The sequence below is a fragment of the Solwaraspora sp. WMMB335 genome, assembly GCF_049179075.1.
In the GTDB taxonomy this organism is placed as follows: Bacteria; Actinomycetota; Actinomycetes; order Mycobacteriales; family Micromonosporaceae; genus Micromonospora_E.
The window spans coordinates 443076-465466 of the sequence record NZ_JBMHMF010000001.1 but is presented as its reverse complement, the minus strand read 5'-3'; the positions used below and the strand labels follow the sequence as shown (position 1 = coordinate 465466).

Genomic DNA, 22391 nt, shown 5'->3' with positions numbered 1-22391 from the left:
CCTGGCTGCCCGCCGCCGGTCGACCGGGCACCGCGCCCCCGGTCGGGCCGTCGCCACCGAAGCCGGACCCATCGTCGTCGAGGCAGGGTCAGACGTTGCCGAGTCGACGGGCCACCGTGATCATGATCACGACCCGGTCAGGGTTGGCGCGCGGGACGCGGTAGCGCCGGGCGTACCGTTGCTCGGCATCATGGACGGTGTCCGGGTCGTCGTGGACCCAGGCCCGTCCCTCAAGAGTCGACCAGCGGGCACCGTCGACCTGGCAGACGGCGACCGGTGCGCCGGTGGAGCCGGCTGCCCGGACGTGAGCGGCCTTGCGGGACCGGCCGAAGGTGATCACCCGTGCGGTTGCGGTGTCGGGATCGAAGGTGACACCGACCGGTACGACGTGCGGGGTGCCGTCCGGACGCAACGTGGTGAGCGTGCACAAATGCCGCTCCTGCCAGAAGGCGATGAGTGCGTCGGTGGGTCGGTCCCGACGAGGGGCTGCTGATTCGGTCATCGTGAGAATTCTCGCACCAGACTCCCCGATCGGACGGATCTGTGCCGGCGCGGCTGCCTCTCCGATGCCGGTTCCTGATCGGCAAGTCAGCACAAGATGTGGAATTCGGACTGCCCACCAAGCAATTGTTAGACCGCTACAGCGAGTCCAGCGGTCCTTTTCACAGGGTGCGGGAGTAGGGTGTGCAGGCGGGGCGGCGCGCCTTAACGTCGGTCTCCCGCAAGAGTCGGCTGCGTCGCCCCACCTGCTGTCCGAGACGCGCCTCAGCCGCGTCGCGCCCAGCTTACGCGCGGCCGCCGGGTGCTTTTCCCGGATCTGCCGCAGCCGTTGAACCGTCCCTGTCGGACCCCCGTATGCAAGGGCGGGACAGGGTGAAACCGTCCGCGTCCCACGGAAAGTGTCTTCGACAGCGTCAGGCGGCCCCACGCTCGGGGTGTCGCCGGACGCGGGCCGAGTGGCCCACCGGGATGCCGTCGATCGAGCGGCGCGGCTACCGGCAGCTGTCCCAGAAGGGTTGGGTTGTCAGTCGCATGTACTCGCGTACCCCCCGGCGCAGGGTCGACCACCCGGTCGGCCCGTCGCCGTTGAACTCGCGGCGTTGGAAGATCGCCGGCACGCTGGGCCTGGCAGCGTTGATCATGGGCGCCGGCCTCGGTCTGGCGGCCGCCGAGACCTCACCGGCGGCGGTCGGGACGATCGTGTGTCCCGGGGTTGCCGGCCGGTTGCCGGCGGTTCCGGCGTCGGCGCAGGCCGAGGTGGACCGGAATCTGGCGCTGCTGGACAAGCAGGTCGCCGAGGCGAACGCGCGGTTGGTCAGTAGTCAGGGTCAGGGTGGTCCGAACTTCGTGAACAACGCGATTCTCGGTCCGTTGGCGAGTAAGCGGACCGCGACGATCGATCGGATCGCGATCGCGATCGGTCGGCAGGGGGAGCGTCCGGTCGGCCTGGAGTCGCTGGCCACCTGCCAACTCGTCGCCGGTGGCGATACCGGTGGGGGAGGGGCCGCGGACCTGCCGGCGACCACCCCGCCGGCGGCCACCCAGGCACCGCCGGCGGCGGTCGGGACGATCGTGTGTCCCGGGGTTGCCGGCCGGTTGCCGGCGGTTCCGGCGTCGGCGCAGGCCGAGGTGGACCGGAATCTGGCGCTGCTGGACAAGCAGGTCGCCGAGGCGAACGCGCGGTTGGTCAGTAGTCAGGGTCAGGGTGGTCCGAACTTCGTGAACAACGCGATTCTCGGTCCGTTGGCGAGTAAGCGGACCGCGACGATCGATCGGATCGCGATCGCGATCGGTCGGCAGGGGGAGCGTCCGGTCGGCCTGGAGTCGCTGGCCACCTGCTCGCTGCAAGGCGGCTGATCGTCCCCGAGTCGGTCCCCGTCGCTCACCGGGAACCCGCCCCTCCGGCGCCGCCCTCCTCGCGGCACCGGAGGGGCGTCTTAATTTCCGCTTAGAATCTGTCGCGATCGGAGAGTCACTATCCGTTATTGGTGCAGCGTCCGGTCTGCTCGTCCGACCGGCAACTAGCTGGAGGTTCCCGGCAGAGCGGACATGGCACAAGCAAATCCTGGTGGTGTTCATCCGCCGGCGCTTCCGGTACGTAGATGGTGAGGGACGGGCACTGGAGCGGGCGAAACGACCGAGAAGCGGTACGGTTTCTCCGGCGCCATGCCAAGGGCAGAGCACGTGCGGTGGACCGGGCGAACGGAGTCCGGCCGGCGTGGTGCGTGGATGGCACCGAGCGGGAGATCGAGGAGCACATGGCGCGGACGAACCAGAACCAGCGACCCGCCGGCCCCAGGCCCGAACTGAGCGGCGGGCGGGCACCGTCGCGGCTGTCGGTACTGATTCTCTCGGCCTCGGTGCTGGCGATCTTCTGGGCCCTGGCGATGCTCACGCCCGCCGGACGTATCGCCTACGTCTACGCCTTCTTCTTCATGGACTTCTTCGGTGGGGTCTTTGCTCTGGTCGCGCTCAGCCTCACGGTGATGATCGGGCTGCTGGCCACCGACCGGATCGTGCTGCTTCCCCGGCACCGGGTGCTGCTGCAGTCCGCGCACCGCACCACGGGGATCATGTCCATCACCTTTCTGGTGCTGCACATCGTCACCCAGATCAGTACCGGGATGGTCTCGACGGTCGGGGCCTTCATCCCGTTCCTCGGCGGCGGCCAGGCCATCTACGTCGGATTCGGCACGGTGGCCGCGTACCTGATGTTCGCCATCCTCTGGACCGGCCTGGCCCGGGTGCGGTTCGTCGGCGTCGGTCCACCCTGGATGTGGCGGGCGCTGCACAGCGGCGCCTACGTGGCCTGGCCGATCGGGATCATGCACGGGCTCGGCGCCGGTCGGCCGCCGGCCACCTGGGTGACCCTGAGCTATCTGGGCTGCGCGCTCCTGGTGGTCATCGCCTTGCTGGTCCGTTTCGCCACCGGGGTCGGCAAGAAGAAGCCGTTCGTGTCCCAGGCCACCGGCACGTCGATGAAGCCGGTCGGCAAGATGGCCGACGACTCCCGTTCCCGTTCCGGCTCGGCACGTCGCCGTGGCGGCCGTGCAGACGGCGTCGGCCTGGAGCCGGTGACCGCCCGGTTCGGGCAGCTCGGCGACCGCGCGGCCGACATGATCGATTCGTGGGTGCCGGCGGCCGCGAAGCGCTCCACTTCGCCCGGTTCCGCCGACCGCTACCGGGTGCCCGAGGTGCCTCGACCGAGCCCACGGCCGCGTCCGGCGGCCGAGGCGACCCGCGAGTACCGTCGGCTCGACGACGATCGCGACGGGTCGCGCACGGACACCGCCCGCCGGCGCTACGCCGATGAGGACACGCGCCGCTACCGCGACGACGACACGGTGTCCGGCCGGCGCTACGCCGCCGAGCCGGATGGGGGTGGCCGGCGGCGCTACGTCGACGACGACCGCGGCTACGACGACGGCTACGACGGGCGTCCCTCGCCGGACGAGGCGGTCGGATCCCGTGGCCGCTTCGCTGATGACCGGCCGGTGTCCGGCGCGGGGGCGCGTAGCCGCTTCGCTGATGACCGGCCGGTGTCCGGCGCGGGCCCCCGGGGACGGTTCGACGACCGGCCGGTGTCCAGCGAGCCAGCGCGCACCCGGGCGTCGCGCCACCGCAGCCAACCTGCCCCCGAGCCGCTGCCCCCGGCCGGCGCCGACCTCGAAGACGACTATCTGCCACCGGACGACACACCGACCCTGGTGGACCTGGCCTCGCGGCGGGCACGCCGTGCCGCCGCCACGGATTCCGCCGGCCGGCGCTCGCGACGTCGCCAGAACAGCGATGACGACTACGACGAGGAGTACTGGACCCAGCTCCGAGGAGAAGCGAATTGAGCACGGCAACGGTCCCGCCCGTCGCCACGATCGGCCCGCCCCGGCTGACCGCCGGCTTCGAGGAGTTCGGCCGACTCGACCTGCGCGCGCACGAGGAGGTGCACGGTGGCGTCGGCCCGCTGTCCGTCACCGACCTGACGCGCCTGGCCGAGGCGATCGAGCTGCGTGGCCGCGGCGGAGCCGGTTTTCCGTTCCACCGTAAGGTCTCCGCGGTCGTCGAGTCCGCCGACAAACAGGACAAGCCGATCGTGGTGGTGGTCAACGCCACCGAAGGGGAGCCAGCGAGCTGGAAGGACAAGGTACTGCTCACCCGAGCGCCGCATCTGATCCTCGACGGCGCGGCCTTGGCCGCCTTCGCGCTGGAAGCCGACGAGATCGTCATCGGGGTGGCCGACGACGGGGTAGGCGGCGCGTCACTGTCGGCAGCTCTGTCGGAACGGCGGATGCCCGCGCCGACCAGCATCGTGACCGTGCCGCACCGATTCATCTCGGGCGAGGGCGGGGCGCTGGTCCGGGGGATCAACGGTCTCCCGCACATCCCGCCGGGCGTCAAGGTGCGGGCCAGCGATTCGGGCGTCTCCGGCCTGCCGACGCTGCTGTCCAACGCGGAGACCTACTCGCAGTTGGCGGTCGCCGCCCGGCTCGGTCCCTACGAGTACGCGGCAGTCGGGCTACCCGACGAGCCGGGCACCGTGATGCTGACCATCGGTGGTTCGGCCGCCCGACCCGCGGTGGTGGAATGCCCGACCGGCACGCCGCTGCGCGACATCCTGGAGTTGTGCCAGGCACCGGTCGGCCCCGGGCTGCTGATCGGCGGTTTCCACGGTAAGTGGATCACCCCGCAGGCGGTGGCCACCGTCGAGGTGTCCCGCAAGGGGTTCACCAAGGTCGGCGGCACGCTCGGTGCGGGGATCACCATTCCGTTGGGCGAGAGCACCTGCCCGCTGGGCGAGGTCGCGCGGGTCGTGCACTATCTCGCCGGTGAGTCGGCCGGCCAGTGCGGGCCATGCCGGTTGGGCCTGCCCGATCTGGCCCGGGCGGTCGATTCGTTGGTCATCGGCAGCGCCGCGGTCGACGTGGTCCGGGCAGCGGCCAGCGTGGTGAAGGGCCGTGGCGCCTGCAGCCATCCGGACGGCACATCCCGGTTCGCGACGTCGGCGCTGGAGGTCTTCGCCGACGACCTCGCCGCACATGCCCAGGGCGACGGCTGCGGCAAGCCGGTCAAGGGGATCCTGCCGCTGCCTGCCGACGCGCCGTCGGGCGGCACCAAGCGGCTCAGCGTCGACTGGACCCGCTGTGACGGACACGGTCTGTGCGCCCACGTCGTACCTGAGTTCATCCGCCTCGACGCGAACGGCTATCCGGCGTTCCCGCCGTCGCCGGTGCCGGTATGGTTGGAATCCGGCGCCCGAAAGGCGGTCTACATGTGTCCGGCGCTGGCGCTGCGGCTGGGCGAAGGCAAGGGCGGTCACTGACCAATGCTCGATCCACGACCGTTGCTCGGTTCACGACCGTACGGTGCCCGACGGCGGTTCCTCGCGTCGATCGCCGCGCTGCTGGCCACGGCGGTGTTCGCCGCCGGCTGCGCGGGTACGGCGACGCGGTCGGATTCCGGCGCCGGTACGGCCGTCAGCGCGGGCCCTACCGGCACCGACTCGGGCGGTAGCCCGCCGGCCGACGCGGGGAACACCGTCGCCTACTACGCCTTCTCCGGTGCCACCCTCGACGGTGGCACCTTCGACGGCGCCGACCTGGCCGGTAAGCCGGCGGTGCTGTGGTTCTGGGCACCGTGGTGTCCCACCTGCGCGGGCCAGGCCCCGTCGGTGGCCGACGCCGCCGCTGACCATGGCGACCGGCTCACCGTGGTCGGCGTGGCCGGGCTTGGCGACGAGGCGGCGATGCGCGACTTCGTCGATGATTTCGAACTGCATGACTTTCCGCACGTCAACGACGCCGACGGCGCGGTGTGGCAGCTGTTCGAAATCACCGAGCAGAGCCGGTACGTGTTCCTCGACGCCGACGGACGGTTGGTGCACCGCGGGTGGCTGGACAGCCTGCAGTTCGAGCAGCAGGTCGCCGCGTTGGTCGGCTGAACGCACCACACCGGTGAGCCAGGCACGTTACAGGTAGGTTGCCGCTTTCCTTCGGCGACGTATGCTGCGACACTGGCAACTGTGTCGAGAGATGTCGATTCGTTGAGGTCCTCGTCACCAGGTCGCCGGCGGGCAGCCTGGTGGCTGGTGCCCGAGGTGGCGGTGCTCGCCCTGTTCGCCGTCGGGCTGTACTACTCGGTGGCGTCCGCCGCTCCGGTGATGACCGAGGCCCAGGTGCGCGAGGACGCGGCGGTGCGCATCGCCACCACGATCGAGCAGTCCACCGCCGATGAGCACGCCGCGCACGGTCACGAGGTCAATCCGGACGAACGGATGCTGTGCACGGCAGAGGTGTGGCGGGTCGATCCCACCGGTACGGCGGACGCCCGAGGCACCGCCTACGGCTACTACCTGTGCGCCACCGGCGCGCCCGGCACGCCGTACCTGCTGTCGCGGATGAACGCCGGTCCGATCGTCGCCGAGCTCACCGACCCGCCACAGTTGACCCTCACCGAGCTCGACCAGGACTTCCGTACCCAGGTCGAGGCGATGATGCCGACGGAGTTCGTGGAACAGTCGTTTCGTGGATTCGCCGACCCGCAGCGGGCGGACGCGCTACGCAAACGATTCGAACAACAAGTGAGTACCGCGGTGTAGCCGCCTGTATGAGTACCGCGGTGTAGCCGGATTCGACCGTGCACGGCGGTCGACGGCCAGCGGTCACCAGCTGTTCACGTGGCACCACAGTCCCCGACGCCTGGCCCGCATACGATCCGGTCGATCCGTACATATCGACCACCGTGGAGGTCTTGCCGTGGACCGTCGTACCGTCATCCGCGCCACCGCGTTGGGCGCCGGCACCGCCGCATTCTCCGGCGTGCTCTGGCAGCAGGCATTCGCCGATGTGGCTCAACCCGGCCCCAGCCCGTACGGCGACCTGCTCGCGCCCGACGCGAACGGGCTGCAGCTGCCGGCCGGCTTCTCCGCCCGGATCGTTGCCCGGTCCCGTGAGCAGGTGCCGGGCACGTCGTTCACCTGGCACGACGCCCCCGACGGCGGTGCCTGCTTCCCGGACGGCGACGGCTGGATCTACGTGTCCAACTCCGAGATCCCGTTCCTCGGCGGGGTTTCGGCGATCCGGTTCAACGTGACCGGCGCGATCACCGGGGCGTACCGGATCCTGTTCGGCACCAACGTGAACTGCGCCGGCGGGGCCACCCCGTGGGGGAGCTGGCTGTCCTGCGAGGAGGTGCCGCTCGGCCGGGTCTTCGAAACCTATCCGCAGGGTGGGCGCGATGCCGAGGAACGGATCCGGATGGGACGTTTCAAGCATGAGGCAACCGCCTGCGACCCGGACCGGCAGGTCGTCTATCTCACCGAGGACGAGTCCGACGGGTGCTTCTACCGCTTCGTCCCCGACGCCTGGGGCGACCTCGGCAGCGGGCGCCTGGAGGTGCTCTGTGCCGGCGGCGGCACCTCCGGTCCGGTGACCTGGCGGGCGATCCCCGACCGGGACGGCTTCCCGATCCCGACCCGCTGGCAGGTCGGCGCGGCGAAGCACTTCGACGGCGGCGAAGGCTGTCACTACGCCGCCGGCGTCTGTTACTTCACCACCAAGGGCGACAACCGGGTGTGGGCCTACGACGCCGGCACCGAGCGGATCGACCTGGCGTACGACGCGAACGCCCTGCCGAGCGGAACCGCCCCGCTGACCGGGGTGGACAACATCACCGGCTCGGCCTCCGGCGACCTGTTCGTCGCGGAGGACGGCGGCAACATGGAGATCAACATCATCACGCCGGCCGGCGTGGTCGCGCCCTTCGTCCGGCTGCTCAACCAGCCCGACTCGGAGATCACCGGGCCGGCGTTCACCCCGGACGGCAGCCGGTTGTACTTTTCCTCGCAGCGTGGCCCGGGCGGGCGGTCCGGCGATGGCGTCACCTACGAGGTGAGCGGTCCGTTCCGCCTCACCGCACCAGGCCACCGATCAGATTGATCAGGACGGCGATGATCACGGCACCGAACAGGAACGACAGCAGGGCGTGGCTGAGCACCGTACGCCGCATCGTGCTGGTGGTCAGCTCCGGGTCGGAGACCTGGAACGTCATCCCGACGGTGAACGCCAGGTAGGCGAAGTCGCTGAACCGGGGCTGCTCCGGCGAATGGAAGTCGATACCTGCGGCCCGTTCGCCGTAGTAGAGCCGGGCGTACCGACCGGTGAACACCTCGTGGATCACCGCCCAGGACAGCACGACGCTGGCGATGCTCAGCGCGATGAGCGCGGTGCTGCTCGAATCGTGGGCCACCCGGGGCGCGCCGAGCACGACCACGACCGCGAGCAGGCTGGCCAGCGCCGCCCCGAGCAGCACCGCGTCGGCCACCAGCCGGCCCGGGTCGACCTGGTCGACCGCGCGAGCGGTGGCGGCGGCGTCGCAGCGCCAGATGACCGGCCAGCGCCACGACAGGTACGCCGCCGCGGTCACCGTCCAGCCGGCCAGCGGGCCCAGCAGCGGCGGGCCGGTCACCCCGACGGCGACGCCGACCACGACGCCGAGGCCGGCGAGCGAGAGCAGGCTCCCGCGTCGCCGTGCGGCCCGCGCCTGGAACCGGTGCATCGCGGACGGGGATCAGGCCGGGACCGGGACGTCGCCGGTCAACCGCTGGCGACGGACCGGGTAGCGGTGGTGCCGTGACCGCAGGCCACGGCCCTGCCGCAGGCCGTGACCGCGCCGGTTGACGCCGGCCGTCAACCGGCCGAGCCGGGTGCGCCGCAGCCGCTGCAGCCGTTCCAGCGGCAGCAGCCCCAGCCCGGCGCCGGCGGCCGCCGAACAACCGACGATCGACCAGCCCATCGGGCCCAGCGGGCGGCAGCCGAAGAACTGGCTGACCACCGGGGTCTGTACCACCCCGAACAGGGCGCCCAGGGACGCTCCCGTTGCCGCCAGCACCATCGGATCGCCCTTGGCGGCGACCGCCGTCTGCGCCAGCTGGGCGGCGACCAGCGAGGCGAGTCCGACGCTGCTGGCCCGGGCCGGGGTGCCGGTGAACCGGGCCGCCAGCCAACCACCGGTGGCGGCCAGCGCGGTCGCCGCCGCCCGCCGGGCCACCTCCTCGTTGAGACTGGCGCCCAGTGACGACTCGGGCCCCTCCCGGGTGAGCTTGTCCGCGCTCACCCCGCGCGGCGGTCGGGCGGCGACGGTGATCGCCGGCAGCAGGTCGGTCATCAGGTTCACGAACAGGATCTGCCGCGGGTTGAGCGCCTGCCGACCGGAGATCAGTGAGCTGATCACGGAGAAGAGGATCTCGCCGAGGTTGCCGCCGAGCAGCAGGGCGAGAGCTTCGCGTACGGAGATCCACATCGCCCGTCCCTCGGTCACCCCTTCGGCGATGCTCTCGATCCGTCCATCGACCACGATCATGTCGGCGGCCTGCCGGGCCGCACTGGTGCCGTGGTCGCCCAGGGCGATGCCGACGTCGGCGAGGCGGATCGCGGGCGCGTCGTTCGCCCCGTCACCGGTGACCGCGACCACCCGGCCGGCCCGGCGCAGCGCGCGGACCACCGCGACCTTGTGCGCCGGGCTGACCCGGGCGAAGACGGCGGTCCGGGAGACCAGGTCGGCGAGTTGGTCGTCGGCGGTGGCGTCGAGTTCCCCGCCGGTGACCACCGCACTGCCGTTGAGCAGGCCGAGTTGGGCACCGATCGACTCCGCGGTGCTCGGGTGGTCCCCGGTGAGCATCACCACCGTGATCCCGGCCCGTCGCAGCCTGGTCACCGCCGCGGCTGCGCTCTCCCGGGGCGGATCGGCCAGGCCGAGCAGCCCCCGCAGCTCCAGTTGGCCGACCCGGTCGTCGGCGAGGTCGCGCCGCCCGGAGGCGCCCCGGCCGGCGACCGCGAGCACCCGCAGTCCGTCGCGGGCGAGCCGGTCGATCGCGGCGTCCAGGTCGCGGCGGTGCGCCGGGTCCAGCGGGACGACATCGTCACCACGCCGCCAGGACGCACAGCGCGGCAGCACCGTCTCGGGTGCACCCTTGACACTGATCGTGGCGCCGGCAGGTCCGGTGCCGAGCACCGCGTGGAAGCCCCGGCCCGGCTCGAACGGCAACTCGTCGACGAGCTGCCAGCCGTCGGCGCCTTCCCGGATACCGACCCCGGCGACCCGGGCACCGTCGACGACCGCCTGGTCCGTCGGATGGGGCAGCCGCTGATCGCCGTCGGGAACCGGGGTGGCGCGCAGTGCCGCCGCCAGGACATGCCGGTGACCCGTGCTGAGCGCGTCGACCGCTTCGGCGTGGTGGCCGTCGGAGACGCTCTGCAGGCGGATGGCGCCTTCGGTCAGGGTACCGGTCTTGTCGAAGCAGATCACGTCGACGCGTCCCAGCGCCTCCATGGCCCGCGGGTCGCGGATCAGGATGTTGTGTCGCGACAGCCGTTTGCTCGCGCTGAGCTGGGCGGCGGTCGCGACGAACGGAAGGCCTTCGGGGATGGCGGCGACGGCGAGCGCGACCGAGGAACCGACCGATTCGGCCAGCCGGCCGCGCAGGGCTCCGCTGCCGAGCGTGGCGGCCGCGGCGGCCAGCGCAGCCGGCACCGACGCCGAGGTGATCTGGCGCAACCGGGCCTGGACGCCACCTCGGGGAGCATCGTCACGTACCTGATGGGCGCTGCGTCCGGCCTCGGTCGTCCGCCCGGTCGCCACCACCACCGCGGCTGCGGTGCCGGCCGCGACGGTGGTTCCGGCGTACACCATGCTGGCGCGCTCGGCGACCACGTTCGCCGAGGTGCCGGCGACCGACTTCGCCACCGGCACCGATTCACCGGTGAGGTTGGACTCGTCCATCTCCAGCCCGGTGGCGGTGACCAGCCGGCAGTCGGCCGGCACCGAATCACCGGGCTCCAGACAGATCACGTCACCCGGCACGAGGTCGTCGGCCGGTCCGAAGCGCTGCCGGCCGTCGCGTTGCAGCCGTACCCGCAGCGCGCCGGCGCTGAGCAGCCGCCGCAACGCCCGTCCCGCCGTCACCTCCTGCGCTCCGGCGAGCAACGCGTTCGCCATGATCACCGAGAGCACCATCACCGCGTCGACCGCCGATCCGGTGAGCGCCGACACCCCCGCGCCAGCGGCGAGCGGACCGGTCAGGGGTGTGTTCAACTCTTCCGCAGCGGCCTGCCACAGCCCACGTGGCTGCTCGGTATCGGCCTGTTCACCGGCTCGTTCACCGTGTCGACGCGCGGCCTGGTCCTCACTGAGTCCGCCGACGTCGGTGTCCAGCCGGGACAGCACCTCGTCGACCGGCATGGCGTGCCAGGGCACCTGGTCCTGGGGCACCGGCAGCGACCGGTGGTCCAGTTCCCGTGCCGCACGGTAGCCGGCGGCGAGGTTGACCAGGCCGGCGACGTTGTCGATCAGCAACGACCGGGCGCCACCGCGCGGCGTGGCGTCCAGCACGCCCAGGGCGGCCGCGGCGACCGAACCCAACAGGGCCCGGCGTGCGCTGCGGGCGCTCACCGTGCGGGCGAGCGCGGCGGCCTCCAGCACCAACCACGCAGCCTCCAACCCGGGGCCGCAGATCAGGTGGGCGCCCCACGGCGGGCGGCGGGTCTGCGGCGCGAGGATGCCGATGCCGCAGTCTGCTGCGGCCAGTGCCACGTCGTTGCGGGCGGCGATCAACGCGACTCCGTGCCCGGCCTGCTGCAGGCTGCGGACCGACGCGGTCAGCTTGGCGCCGCCGGCGACGGTGCCCTGCGCCTGGCAGCGGGTGGCGATGATTTGCCCGCAGACGGCTACCGGCCCACGCCGGCCGGTTCGACCGGCGACCAGCAACCGGCCCACCCGACGTGCGGCGTCGGTCAGCGCGGTAGCCAGCGGGTCCAGTTCGGCTTCGGCGCGTACCAGGGCCACCAACCGCCCGTCCCGGGTCAGCGCGAGCAGGTCGCCGCCGTGGCGAGCGGTACCGTCACGGTCGGCCGCCGGGCCCGCGCCGTCGGTGTCCGCGCCGGCCTCGTCGGCCGCGATGCGATCCAGTAGGTCGGTCGGCACCGGCTGGTCGAGCCGGTGCGCCGGGGTGAGCGCCCAGCTGGATGCGTCGCCGTCGGCGACGGGTGCGCTGCCGTTTTCGGCGGCGGATCCGCCCGCCGGTGACTCCAGCAGCTTGGCCGCCTCCTGTCGGGCCTGCTCCTCGGTGCCGGTGACCGGGACCACGGCGGTGATCACCGCCCGTCCGGTGAGCAGCACGGCTGCGTCGACGACCACGGTGTCGACCCGGTCGAGCCGGCGTAGCGCCGCCGCCTCCCGTACCACGACCCCGTGCCGGGCCAGGGTGCGGCCGAGTTGGCCGGCGTAGGCGTCGCGTCCGGTGCGGGCGCTGCGTGGCGACGCGACGGCGGTGACCCGGGCGGCGCGTTGCCGGGCCCCCGGCAGGACGGTGAGGATGCCAGCGGCGACGAGGGTCAGGGTGCTCATTCGCTGGGCGTACTGCTCGATCGGTCCGTCCGGCAGCGGCCGGGGCCGCGACGGCGGCGGCAGCAGGGGCGCACGGCTGGCCTGTGCGTCCGGATGCAGCTCGCGGACTCGGGCCGCCCACACGTCGTGGTACGCCGAGTTCTCGGCGATCAGCGCGGCCCGCAGAATGGCGTCGGTGACGCTGGTCAGTGGGCGCTGCGAGGCGGCGGCCACCGCCGTGGTGAACAACGCCTGGCCGAGGTCGGCACCGACCGGCCCCAGCGCGCGACGCAGCCAGGCACGCAGCTGCGGTACGTGTTCGAAGGCGGCGGGCAACGCCGCGATCTCGTTCGGCATCGCGGGCAGCCGAAGGACCCGGCCGAGCGCCCCGATACCCGCGCCGATCAGGTCACCGGCCAGCGACACGGCGTTACCCACGCTCGCGTCGACATGGGTGCCACCCGTCGGTCGCCCGGCCGAGTCCCGCTCGGCCCCGGCCAGCACGTCGACCAACCGGCTCCCGCTGATCTGGCCCGGGTCGAACCGGACCACCATCCGGCACAACGCCCCGTTGAAGGCGGCCCAGTGCACCCCGTCGACGGCGGTCAGCGCCTGTTCCATGCGCTGCACGTCGCCGACCACCTGGCCGTACTCGTCGGTACTGACCTCCAGGTGCGCATGCCCGTCGTAGGCCCAGGCATGCCGGCCGTGGGCCATCCGGCGCCGCCGCACCGCCTTGATGGTGGCTGCCGGACGCTCCAGCATGCGCCTCACCTCCCGGTCGCCGGTTCCGCCCGGGGGCGACGGTGGTGGTCGGTCCTGCCCTCCCACGGTAGAGGCGTGGGAAATGACCCGAGCGGGTTTCTGGTTTTTCGGTCGGTCGGCCGATTGCCGACAGACGCGACGATCGTCACTTTCAGTAATTGTGTGATCGCTCTATGCTTGAATGGTCGCCGCCCCGGTGTAGTCCGTTGATCCCCGGAGATGACCCGGTGCCTGACGGAGTCGATCGTCGGCTCTGCGGATCGGCCGGCGCGGCGGTGCGGGAAGGGGACCGCCATGCCGGAGCCGGACGTGTGGGCCACCCGTACCTTGCTCGCCGTGGCGGGACGGCCCCGACCGCTGCCCGGGATCGCGGCGGTGTTGCGCGAGGTGGCCGTCTGCTTCGGGCACACGTTCACCGATGCGGACCGTAGCTGCCACGACGGTGTACCGCGCTGGCATCAGCAGGTCCGGCAGGCGCTGGATCGGCTGCGTGCCATCGGCCTGGTCACCGGCGCCCGTACCGTGACACTGACCGGTGCCGGACGGGCCTACGCGGCGCAGGTCGCTTCCCGTGCCGAGGTTCCAAGCGACCAACCGGAGCCACCGGCTCCGCCGGGTGTGACGGGTGTGACGGGTGTGACGGCGTCGCCGGGTGGGCCGGATGCCACGGACGGGCGCGAACCGGCGATCACCCCACCCGGGATCATCGCCGCTCCGCTGCGGCGGGCGGCCAACCGCGAGCGTATCGGCTTCCCGGCCGGTCCCGACGAGCCGATGCCGGTGCTGGCCGCCGTCAACCTGCGCTTCGCCGACGGACCCGAGCGGGCCGTCGAGCAACTCGCCGCGCTGTGGTACCGGGTCACGGCCGGCCGGCACCCCCGGCCGCTGGCCGGCGAATACCTGGTCGGCGAGCTCAGCCTGAACCAGATGAAACGGCTGGTCGCAGCGGACACGGTGAGCGACGACCCAGCCCGACGGGTCGTCCATCGCATCTGGCCGGACTTCCCGGTGCGCCCGCAGATCGACGTCTCCGCGACCACCATCAAGGCCGACGCGGCGCGGCGTACCTTCAACGCCACCGGCGAACGCATCGTGTGGGCGGTGGTCGACTCGGGGATCGATGCCCGGCATCCGCACTTCGCCAGCTACGGCACCCTGAGCGCCCCTGAGGTTCGCGATCTGCATCGTAGCTTCGCGGCCGACGGTGAACCGTGCCCGGACGGCGCGCTGAGTGACGACAGCGGCCATGGCACCCACGTGGCCGGGATCATCGCTGGCGGAGTGGACGAGTGGGCGCGGGAGAAGCCGGATCGAGTAGTGCGAATTATCGATAATCACTACAATATAGACAATCCTGCCGAGCCGCTGTCGGTGCCCCGGCCCTACGTGGATCCGTCCATCATGGTCGGTGTGGCGCCGCGGGCCCGGCTGGTCAGTCTCAAGGTGCTGCACGGCGGCGGCGGACTGGCCGAGCGCGTGTCCCGGGTGATCGGCGCACTCGCGTACGTCCGGCAGGTCAACGAGCGCAGCGACCGCGTGCTGCGCATCCACGGCGTCAATCTCAGCGTCGGCTACGAGTTCGATCCGGAGTGGTTCGCGTGCGGGCAATCGCCGATCTGCCGCGAAGTAGACAAACTGGTACGGTCCGGGGTGGTGGTGGTCGCCGCCGCGGGTAACTCCGGATACGGCTCGGTCGGTGCACCGTTGGGCCTGCCGGCACGGTTCGCGCTCGGCATGACGATCAACGACCCGGGCAACGCCGATCGGGCGATCACCGTCGGGTCCACCCACCGCCAGATGCCGCACACCTACGGTGTGTCGTACTTCTCCTCCAAGGGTCCGACGGGCGACGGGCGTGCCAAGCCCGACCTGGTCGCGCCCGGCGAACGGATCGTCTCCTGTGCTGCGGGAGACCGGCTGGTGGCCGTCGTCGCCGGTACGACCGGCCCGGAGACAGCGGCCTACCTGGCGGCGTCGGGCACCAGTGTGGCGGCACCGCACGTGTCGGGCGCGGCAGCGGCCTTCCTGTCGGTGCGCCGCGAATTCATCGGCCAGCCCGACCGCGTCAAGCAGGTTCTGCTGGACACGGCCGTGCCCCTCGGGCGTGACCGGCACTTCCAGGGTCGTGGGTTGGTGGATCTGTTGCGGGCGCTGCAGTCACTGTGATCACCTGAGGGAGGGGCGAGATGGGGATCCGTAGTCTCGGCGGCCTGCCGTTGTGGAGCCTACGTTTCGACTCCGACGGTGATCCCGATCCGGCCGCCGTGGCCGATCTGCTGGCCGGCCTGCGGGCCCGTGGCGTCACCGATCTGGTGGCGTTCGCCCATGGCTGGAACAGCGACCGACCCGTCGCCGACGCCCTGTACGAGGGATTCTTCGGGTTGCTGGCCGACCAGGCACGCCGCAGCGGACCATGGGCGGAGGGCCTCGGTCTGGTCGGCGTGCACTGGCCGGCGCGTCGCTGGCCGGACGAGCCGACACCGGATTTCGGCCCGGGCCCCGTGCCGGTGCCGGTCGGGGCCGCCGCGACGAACGGCCCACCGCGACCAGCCGGCACCCTCGGGCGACCGGGCCTGGATCCCGCCACCTTGCACGCCCTGGCCGACGCCTTCCCCACCGCGGCGCCCACGTTGCGGCGGCTGGCCCAGTTGCTGCACACGGTGCCGACGGCGGCCCGGGTGGCGACGTTCGCGGCGGAGTTGCGGCGCTTCGCCACCACCGTGGCGGCCGGCTTCGACGACAGCGAGTCCGCCGCCCCGCCGGTCGACAGCCGGTCGGCCGACCCACCCGTCGGCGGCCGGCGCGCCGACGAGCACGGGCCGGCACTGCCACGCATGCTCGACGGCGACCCGATCGAGGTCTACGCACGGTTTCTCGACGGGCTGCGTACCAGCGGACTGTCGATCGCGCCAGCGGCCGTGACCGGAGCCGCCGGCCTGACCAGCCCGCTGTCGGGCATCTGGTACGGCGCCAGGGAGGCGCTGCGGCAGGTGACCTACTGGCAGATGAAGAACCGGGCAGGGGTGATCGGCCGGTACGGTCTCGGCCCGGTACTGGCCCGCCTGCCGCAGGTGGCTCCCGGCATCCGGGTGCATCTCGTGGGCCACAGCTTCGGTGCCCGCCTGGTGAGTTTCGCCGCCGCCGCGCTACCGGCCGGAGCGCATGGACCCGTGCGCTCGGTCACCCTGCTGCAGGCCGCGTTCTCCCAGTTCGCGTTCGCGCCGGTGATTCCCTATCCGGGCGGGCGCGCCGGCGCGCTGGCCGGCCTGCCGGCCCGTATCGACGGGCCGTTGACAGTCTGCTACTCGGCCCACGACGCGGCGCTGGGCATCTTCTACCCGCTCGCGTCGCTGGCCGCCGGGGACGACGCCGCCGCGCTGGCCGCCGCCGGCCAGCGCTTCGGGGCGCTCGGCTTCCACGGCGCCCGGGCGGTCAGCGCGGCACGCGACCCGGTTGCCGTGGCGGGCCGGCGCGGTGCCTACCGTTTCGCCCACCGGGGCATCCTCAACGTGGACGCCGCCGCGGTGGTGCGCCGGGGTGGCCCGCCGAGCGGTGCGCACAGCGACATCGTGCATCCCGAACTGGCCTGGCTGGTTCTCGCGGCCGCCCATCTGGTGTGACGGACATGCCATCTGGTGTGACGGACATGCCATCTGGTGTGACGGACGCGGTCAGTCGAAGAAGCGGGCCAGGTGGCGAGCATCGGGTTCCGGGTCCGTGGGCCGGCAGGCGACCAGATCGGCGAAGACAGTCGCTCCGTCACACGAGGCGTGCTGCGGGTACCACCGGCCCGCGACCGGCTGCTGCTGGCAGATGCCCTTGATCGTCTGTAGGTCGAAAAATCGCAGGTGGGTCGGGTCGGCGACGGCGTTGACGTGCCGCCACCAGGGGGACAAGACATGCAGCACCCCGCCTGGGCGCAGCACGCGGTGGCACTCACCGACCAGGTGCAGGTAGTCCGGAAGGTGCTCCAGGACGTGCACCGCGAAGATCTGATCGGCGGAGTCGTCGCGCAACGGCAACCCGTCGCGCAGATCGGCCAAGACCGCCACGGCCTTGCCCGGACGCTGGTCGAGGCCGATGTTGCCGGGATACTGCGGGCAGTCGCCACAGCCGATGTCGAGGATCACCGGATCGCGCGCGCCGACCCGGACCCGGTCCCAGACGCCGTGCACGCCGGCCAGCCGGCCCACGGCCGCGCGGACCCGGCGCAGCTCGTCGTCGTCGGCGAGTTCGCCGCTCAGATGGGCGACGCCGCCGTCGAAGCGTAGCTGCACATCGAGGCCCCGCAGTCGCGGATCGGCGGACAGCAGATCGGTGGCGGCAGCCGTGAGGTAGCCGTCGTGCAGCCGGTGCCGGGCGCCGGAGAACTCCGTGTGGAACACTCCGGGTCGGTACCCGCCCGGCGATACCCGAAACGCCGCGACTCCGCCCGGGATGACGGCGTCGCGGAGCGTCGCAACCGGTGGGGATGACGGCGTCGCGGAGCGTCGCAACCGGTGGGGATGACGGCGTCGCGGAGCGTCGCAACCGGTGGGAATTGGCCGCCGCCGGCCGGGTACCTGGGTCCTGAGCACGAGCCGGTGACCAGCGGCCAGCGGGGCCGCCGGGCAGCGGCGCCGCAGGCCACCCGGAGGACAGGAGACACCGATGCGCTACGACCAGTTTCTGGCCAAGGTCCGCGAGCGTGGCGAGTACGCCGACCGTGCCGAGGCCGAGACGGCGGCCCAGACCGTGCTGTCGGTGCTCGGACAGCGTCTCGACCGAGGCGAAGCGCGGGATCTGGCCGCGCAGCTGCCCCAGCCGGCCGCCGCGGTGCTGATCGATCAGGAAGGACCCGCCATTCCGTACGGCGTCGGCGAGTTCCTCGCCCAGGTCGCCGCGCCGACCGGCGCGAGCGAACAGACCGCCTACTGGGACGCCGGGGCGGTGCTGTCCACGGTGGCCGAGGCGGTGTCCGGCGGTGAGCTCAACGACATCCTCACCCAGCTGCCCTCTGGCTACGCCGAGTTGTTCGGTCGTGCCGGGCTCAGCGGCTGAGGCGCGTCGTCGCAGGTGGCCAGTGTGGGCCTCAACCCGGCTGCCCCAACGCGGCCAGCAGCTGCTCGGCGCTGGTGAACCGCTCGGTCGGCAGTGCCCGTAGCGCCTGCAGCAGGGCGGTGCCCGCGCCGAGTTCCTGGGCCCGGCGGATCAGATCCGCCCGGGAGAGCGGAAAGTCCAGTCCTGCGACGTAGTCCGGCAGCCGTACCGCATCGGTCATGGCCTGATCGGTACCCGGTCCGGCCCCGGTTCACGCCGCACCGGAGCTCATCATCGCCGGGTGAACCGGGGTCACCCGGCGACCGGCGAGCATCGCTACGACACCCGCACCAGGTAGGGCGGCGTCTGGCTAGGAATCGGGGGACGGCCATGCCGAGGGCAGTCGGAATCGACCTGGGTACCACCAATTCGGTCATCGCCGCCGTAACCGGCGGCCGGCCGACGGTCATCCCGGACAACAGTGGCTGCCGGACCACCCCGTCGGTGGTCGCGTTCACCGAGGCCGGGGCCCGCCTGGTGGGTGAGGCTGCCCGGCGCCAGGCGGTGCTGAACCCGAAGGGGACCATTTCCTCGGCGAAACGGTTCACCGGCCGCCGGTACGACGAGATCGGTCGGGAAGCGGCCGCGGTGGTGTTCGACGTCGTGGGCGACGGCAACGGGATGGCCCGCTTCGACGTCAAGGGCCGCCGGTACGCGCCGGAGGAGATCAGTGCCCAGGTGCTGCGCCGGTTGGTGGACGAGGCGGCGGAGGAGCTCGGCGCGCGACCCGGCCAGGCGGTGATCACCGTGCCGGCGCACTTCGACGACGCGCAGCGCAGCGCCACCCGCCAGGCCGGCCGGCTCGCCGGCCTGGACGTCTTGCGGATCATCAACGAACCGACCGCCGCGGCGCTCGCGTACGGCCTGCACCTGCGGCACCGGCAGACCGTGCTCGTGGTCGACCTCGGCGGTGGCACCTTCGACGTGAGCGTGCTGGACGCCGGTGACGGCGTGGTCGAGGTCCGGGCGGCCGCTGGCGACACCCACCTCGGTGGCGACGACTTCGACAACCGGCTGGTGGAGCACCTGGTCGCGGAGTTCCACCGGGACCACGGTATCGACCTGTCGACCGACCCGCAGGTGCGCCAGCGGCTGGCCGAGGCTGCGCAGCGGGCCAAGGAGGAGCTCTCCGCCCGTACCGAGGCCGAGGTCAACCTGCCGTTCATCGCCGCCGATCCGGCCGGGCCGCGACATCTGCGTACGCTGGTCGACCGGCCCTGCTTCGACGGGTTGACCGCCGATCTGGTGCAGCGCTGCCGTGGGCCGGTGGAGCAGGCGATGCGCGACGCCGCCGTCACCCCCGGCGGGCTCGACCAGGTCCTGATGGTCGGCGGTGCCACCCGCATCCCGGCGGTACGGCAGCTGTTGCGCCAGCTGACCGACGGGCGAGAGCCGCATCTGCTGATCAACGCGGACGAGGTCGTCGCGCTCGGCGCCGCGGTGCAGGCCGGCCTGCTGACCGGTGTCGGCGCGACCACCCGGGTACGCGACGTCACACCGCTGGCGCTCGGCCTGCAGACCCACGACGGGACGATGGCCACCGTCATCGAGCGCAACACGACGGTACCGGTTCGCCGTACCCAGATGTTCTCCACCGCCGAGGACAACCAGACCAGCGTCGACGTCGTCGTCCGGCAGGGACAGCGGCCCCGGGCCGCGGACAACCGGGTCCTGGGCCGGTTCCGGCTGGCCGGAATCCGCCCCGCCCCGCGCGGCGAGCCACGTATCGAGGTCACCGTCGATACCGACGCGGACGGCATCGTGACCATCTCGGCCCGTGACGCCGACACCGGCAGCAGCCAGTCGATCACCGTCACCGAGCTCGGCACCGGGTCGCCTGCCGGTGTCGGGCAACCGCGCCCGCCCGGCTCCGGCCCGATCGACGGCGTGGACGATCCGCGACACGAGCTCGGTGTCCTCGCCGATCTGGTCCAGCAGCACCTGGACGAGCACGGCGGCGACGCGCCGACGCACGAGCAGGCGCGGGCCCGGATGCTGGTCGACGACGCCCGCGGCGCACTCGCCGAACAGGCGCCCGTGGAACGGCTCGGCACCCTCGCCGCCGAGCTACGGCAGGTGGCGGATGCCTTCGCCGCCTCGACGGCCTAGCCGCCGGTCCCGCTCGCCAGGCCACCGGTCCCGCCGGTCCGCTGCGCCGTGGCCGCGTCGACGATCCGCTGCTGGCGGGCGGCTGCGGCGGAACCGAACTGTCGGGCGCCGGCCGCCCGGGCCGCCCGGCCACGTGGAGCGGTGCCACGGGTGGTGCCCGGGTCGGGGCCGCCGGCGGCCGGGCGGCTCAGCCGGCGGGCGGCCGGGCCACCGGGCGTAACCGGTGCCCGGTGCGCCGTCGTCACCGGGGGCGGCGGTGTCCGGTCCACCGGCTCGCCCGGCTCGCCGGCCCCGGCGAGTTCGCTACGGGCCCGGGGCAGCCAGTCGGGGTGTTGGCGGCGCAGGAACGCGAACAGCCCCTCGCGCAGCTCACAGCGCAGGTCCCAGGAACTCGGCGCGTCGGCGGCCGAGGCGATCAGCCGCACGCAGATCGTCGTCTCGGTCGCGTCCACCACCTGCATCACCCACTCGCGGCGGTCCCACAACGGCGACGCGTCCACGATCCGGTGCGCCTCGGCCCGCAGCATGTCGATATCGGCGGTGAAGTCCAGATGCAGGATCACGCTACCCAGCACCTGCGCTTCGTTACGGGTCCAGTTCTGGAAGGGGGTGGTGGTGAAGTAGGAGGTCGGCAGGATGAGCCGGCGCTGGTCCCAGACCCGCACCACGACGTAGGTGAGCCGGATCTCCTCGACCCGACCCCATTCCTCGTTGACCACAACGACGTCGTCGAGGCGCAGCTCGTCGCTGAACGCCAGCTGCAGTCCGGCGAAGACGTGCCCGAGTACGGACTGGGCGGCCAGCCCGGCGACCACCCCGGCCACCCCGGCCGAGGCCAACAGCGACGCACCCAAGGCCCGTAGCTGGGAGAACGTCATCAACGTCGCGGCGAGCGCGACGATACTGATGATCACCGCGGTCAGCCGGCGGAGCAGTCCGATCTGGGTACGGGCGCGGCGCCGCCGCCGGTTGTCGGCCATGTCGACCGGCAGCCGACGGAACGCGGTGTCCTCGAAGACGAACAGGATTCTGATCACCAGCCAGGCACTGGCATAGATCAGCGCCAGCAACCCGATGTGCAGCACCTCGCTGCGCAGGTCACCGGTGACACCGCTGACCGGCACCGTGAGTAGCAGCCCACTGAACAGCAAGGTCACCGTCCATGGGCGGTGGCATTCACGGTGCAGGGTGTTCAGGAACACGGCGTAGCGGCCGCGCGCCGCCTGCCGGACGGCCCGTCCGGACAGCCAGGCCAGCGCGAGTGATCCGCTGATCGCGGCCGCCGCCGCCGCGACAACCCGGCCGACCTGGTCGTCCCACATCTGCGTTCCCTCCACCGGCGCCCGCGGCCGGGGTTCAGGCCCCCGGTTCCACGGTGATCCGGTTCTCCACGGCGGTGACCCCAGGTGCCGACCAGGCGATCCGTTCCGCCTCCTCGCGTTGCAGCCACGACTGGACCACACCCTTGACGACCACCCGGCCACCTTCGGAGTCGACGGTGATCCGTCCGGCCTCGGTGGTCGCGCTGCGCGCCAGCGCGTCGACGATGTCGTGACGCAGCTCAGTGGCGGAGGGATTGATGCGGGGCCGCACGGCGATCAGGTTGGTCACTCCCCGGACTCCGGAGAGGCGACGCACCGCCCGCTCCGCGGCGCGGCGCTGGAACTCCCATTCCACCTCGCCCTTGAGGGTCACCCAGCCTTGGGCGACGGTCACCTCGAGGCGCTCGATCGGCACGAACGCGTCCCATTCCAGCGCGCGGGTGGCGGCACCGGCGATCTCCGCGTCGGTCCGCTCCGCGGAGCTTGGCAGACGTACTTCGATGTCGTTGGCGACGGCGACCACTCCGCGTACCCGATGGGTCGTCCGCTCGGCCGCCCACTTCTTGCCGTAGTTGTCCACCCAGCCCAACAGCGTCACCACGCCCTGCTGCACGGTCACGCCGATCTCGTTGGGCTGGACCCGGGCGTCCCACTTCAGTTCCTCGAGGACGTCGTGTTGAATCTCCTCGTCGCTGCGGCGTACCGTCGCGGCCGTCATCGGTTACCTCCCGTATCGCTCGG

The 22391-nt window shown here is 72.1% G+C and carries 17 protein-coding genes; 10 read left to right on the top strand and 7 right to left on the bottom strand.

The window, feature by feature from the left end; translation table 11 throughout:
• Positions 1-88: 88 nt before the first annotated feature.
• On the bottom strand, positions 89-502 hold the full coding sequence (locus ACN27F_RS02010; protein WP_421430837.1) for a TIGR03618 family F420-dependent PPOX class oxidoreductase: 414 nt from the start codon (positions 500-502) through the stop codon (positions 89-91).
• A gap of 530 nt (positions 503-1032) precedes the next feature.
• Between ACN27F_RS02010 and ACN27F_RS02005 the strand changes: the two genes are divergently transcribed.
• From ACN27F_RS02005 to ACN27F_RS01980, 6 genes are all read left to right on the top strand, one after another.
• Positions 1033-1857 carry a hypothetical protein gene (locus ACN27F_RS02005; RefSeq protein ID WP_421430836.1) on the top strand — a complete coding sequence of 275 codons (825 nt, stop codon included), beginning with the start codon at positions 1033-1035 and terminating at the stop codon, positions 1855-1857.
• 368 nt (positions 1858-2225) lie between these two features.
• Positions 2226-3842: a ferric reductase-like transmembrane domain-containing protein gene (locus tag ACN27F_RS02000; RefSeq protein WP_421430835.1), complete on the top strand. Its 1617-nt coding sequence runs from the start codon at positions 2226-2228 to the stop codon at positions 3840-3842.
• Positions 3839-5317, top strand: a complete 1479-nt coding sequence (locus tag ACN27F_RS01995; protein WP_421430834.1) for an NADH-ubiquinone oxidoreductase-F iron-sulfur binding region domain-containing protein — start codon at positions 3839-3841, stop codon at positions 5315-5317. Before ACN27F_RS02000 ends, ACN27F_RS01995 begins: the two co-directional genes overlap by 4 nt.
• A 3-nt stretch (positions 5318-5320) precedes the next feature.
• Positions 5321-5935: a redoxin family protein gene (locus ACN27F_RS01990; protein WP_421430833.1), complete on the top strand. Its 615-nt coding sequence runs from the start codon at positions 5321-5323 to the stop codon at positions 5933-5935.
• Between the two features lie 147 nt (positions 5936-6082).
• Positions 6083-6592 carry a hypothetical protein gene (locus tag ACN27F_RS01985; RefSeq protein ID WP_421430832.1) on the top strand — a complete coding sequence of 170 codons (510 nt, stop codon included), beginning with the start codon at positions 6083-6085 and terminating at the stop codon, positions 6590-6592.
• Positions 6593-6749: 157 nt separating this feature from the next.
• Positions 6750-7931 (top strand): alkaline phosphatase PhoX, encoded by a 1182-nt coding sequence (locus tag ACN27F_RS01980; protein WP_421430831.1) that lies wholly within the window; start codon positions 6750-6752, stop codon positions 7929-7931.
• Here ACN27F_RS01980 and ACN27F_RS01975 read toward each other — a convergent pair.
• Both ACN27F_RS01975 and ACN27F_RS01970 read right to left on the bottom strand, forming a co-directional pair.
• The gene (locus ACN27F_RS01975) at positions 7903-8550 is read right to left on the bottom strand and encodes a DUF1345 domain-containing protein (RefSeq protein ID WP_421430830.1); all 648 of its coding nucleotides are present in this window, start codon (positions 8548-8550) and stop codon (positions 7903-7905) included. The two genes, ACN27F_RS01980 and ACN27F_RS01975, sit on opposite strands and share 29 nt — an antisense overlap.
• A gap of 12 nt (positions 8551-8562) precedes the next feature.
• On the bottom strand, positions 8563-13140 hold the full coding sequence (locus ACN27F_RS01970; RefSeq protein ID WP_421430829.1) for an HAD-IC family P-type ATPase: 4578 nt from the start codon (positions 13138-13140) through the stop codon (positions 8563-8565).
• Positions 13141-13434: 294 nt separating this feature from the next.
• On the opposite strand from ACN27F_RS01970, the gene ACN27F_RS01965 reads away from it, so the two are divergent.
• Both ACN27F_RS01965 and ACN27F_RS01960 read left to right on the top strand, forming a co-directional pair.
• Positions 13435-15306, top strand: coding sequence for a S8 family peptidase (locus ACN27F_RS01965; protein WP_421430828.1), 1872 nt, complete (start codon positions 13435-13437; stop codon positions 15304-15306).
• A 20-nt stretch (positions 15307-15326) separates the two neighbouring features.
• Positions 15327-16760 carry a hypothetical protein gene (locus ACN27F_RS01960; RefSeq protein WP_421430827.1) on the top strand — a complete coding sequence of 478 codons (1434 nt, stop codon included), beginning with the start codon at positions 15327-15329 and terminating at the stop codon, positions 16758-16760.
• Positions 16761-16811: 51 nt separating this feature from the next.
• Here the strand turns inward: ACN27F_RS01960 and ACN27F_RS01955 are convergent, their stop codons facing one another.
• Positions 16812-17525, bottom strand: coding sequence for a methyltransferase domain-containing protein (locus ACN27F_RS01955; RefSeq protein WP_421430826.1), 714 nt, complete (start codon positions 17523-17525; stop codon positions 16812-16814).
• Positions 17526-17790: 265 nt separating this feature from the next.
• Between ACN27F_RS01955 and ACN27F_RS01950 the strand changes: the two genes are divergently transcribed.
• On the top strand, positions 17791-18180 hold the full coding sequence (locus ACN27F_RS01950) for a DUF2267 domain-containing protein (protein ID WP_421430825.1): 390 nt from the start codon (positions 17791-17793) through the stop codon (positions 18178-18180).
• Positions 18181-18211: 31 nt separating this feature from the next.
• Here ACN27F_RS01950 and ACN27F_RS01945 read toward each other — a convergent pair whose 3' ends face one another.
• Positions 18212-18400 (bottom strand): DUF2795 domain-containing protein, encoded by a 189-nt coding sequence (locus ACN27F_RS01945; RefSeq protein WP_421430824.1) that lies wholly within the window; start codon positions 18398-18400, stop codon positions 18212-18214.
• A gap of 149 nt (positions 18401-18549) precedes the next feature.
• On the opposite strand from ACN27F_RS01945, the gene dnaK reads away from it, so the two are divergent.
• Positions 18550-20328, top strand: coding sequence for a molecular chaperone DnaK (gene dnaK, locus ACN27F_RS01940; RefSeq protein WP_421430823.1), 1779 nt, complete (start codon positions 18550-18552; stop codon positions 20326-20328).
• Here the strand turns inward: dnaK and ACN27F_RS01935 are convergent.
• Together ACN27F_RS01935 and ACN27F_RS01930 are read right to left on the bottom strand one after the other, a co-directional pair.
• A complete protein-coding gene (locus tag ACN27F_RS01935; protein WP_421430822.1) occupies positions 20325-21650 on the bottom strand; it encodes a mechanosensitive ion channel family protein in 1326 nt (441 codons plus the stop codon). The two genes, dnaK and ACN27F_RS01935, sit on opposite strands and share 4 nt — an antisense overlap.
• 34 nt (positions 21651-21684) lie before the next feature.
• The gene (locus ACN27F_RS01930) at positions 21685-22368 is read right to left on the bottom strand and encodes a BON domain-containing protein (protein WP_421430821.1); all 684 of its coding nucleotides are present in this window, start codon (positions 22366-22368) and stop codon (positions 21685-21687) included.
• Between the last annotated feature and the right edge of the window lie 23 nt (positions 22369-22391).

Bases quoted from the DNA above. Each gene is read 5' to 3' on its own strand.
- ACN27F_RS02010 (WP_421430837.1), bottom strand. From the start codon at position 502: ATGACCGAATCAGCAGCCCCTCGTCGGGACCGACCCACCGACGCACTC.
- ACN27F_RS01970 (WP_421430829.1), bottom strand. From the start codon at position 13,140: ATGCTGGAGCGTCCGGCAGCCACCATCAAGGCGGTGCGGCGGCGCCGG.
- ACN27F_RS01960 (WP_421430827.1), top strand. From the start codon at position 15,327: ATGGGGATCCGTAGTCTCGGCGGCCTGCCGTTGTGGAGCCTACGTTTC.
- ACN27F_RS01930 (WP_421430821.1), bottom strand. From the start codon at position 22,368: ATGACGGCCGCGACGGTACGCCGCAGCGACGAGGAGATTCAACACGAC.
- ACN27F_RS01965 (WP_421430828.1), top strand. From the start codon at position 13,435: ATGCCGGAGCCGGACGTGTGGGCCACCCGTACCTTGCTCGCCGTGGCG.
- ACN27F_RS01935 (WP_421430822.1), bottom strand. From the start codon at position 21,650: ATGTGGGACGACCAGGTCGGCCGGGTTGTCGCGGCGGCGGCGGCCGCG.
- ACN27F_RS02005 (WP_421430836.1), top strand. From the start codon at position 1,033: ATGTACTCGCGTACCCCCCGGCGCAGGGTCGACCACCCGGTCGGCCCG.
- ACN27F_RS01950 (WP_421430825.1), top strand. From the start codon at position 17,791: ATGCGCTACGACCAGTTTCTGGCCAAGGTCCGCGAGCGTGGCGAGTAC.
- ACN27F_RS01945 (WP_421430824.1), bottom strand. From the start codon at position 18,400: ATGACCGATGCGGTACGGCTGCCGGACTACGTCGCAGGACTGGACTTT.
- ACN27F_RS01975 (WP_421430830.1), bottom strand. From the start codon at position 8,550: ATGCACCGGTTCCAGGCGCGGGCCGCACGGCGACGCGGGAGCCTGCTC.
- ACN27F_RS01990 (WP_421430833.1), top strand. From the start codon at position 5,321: ATGCTCGATCCACGACCGTTGCTCGGTTCACGACCGTACGGTGCCCGA.
- dnaK (WP_421430823.1), top strand. From the start codon at position 18,550: ATGCCGAGGGCAGTCGGAATCGACCTGGGTACCACCAATTCGGTCATC.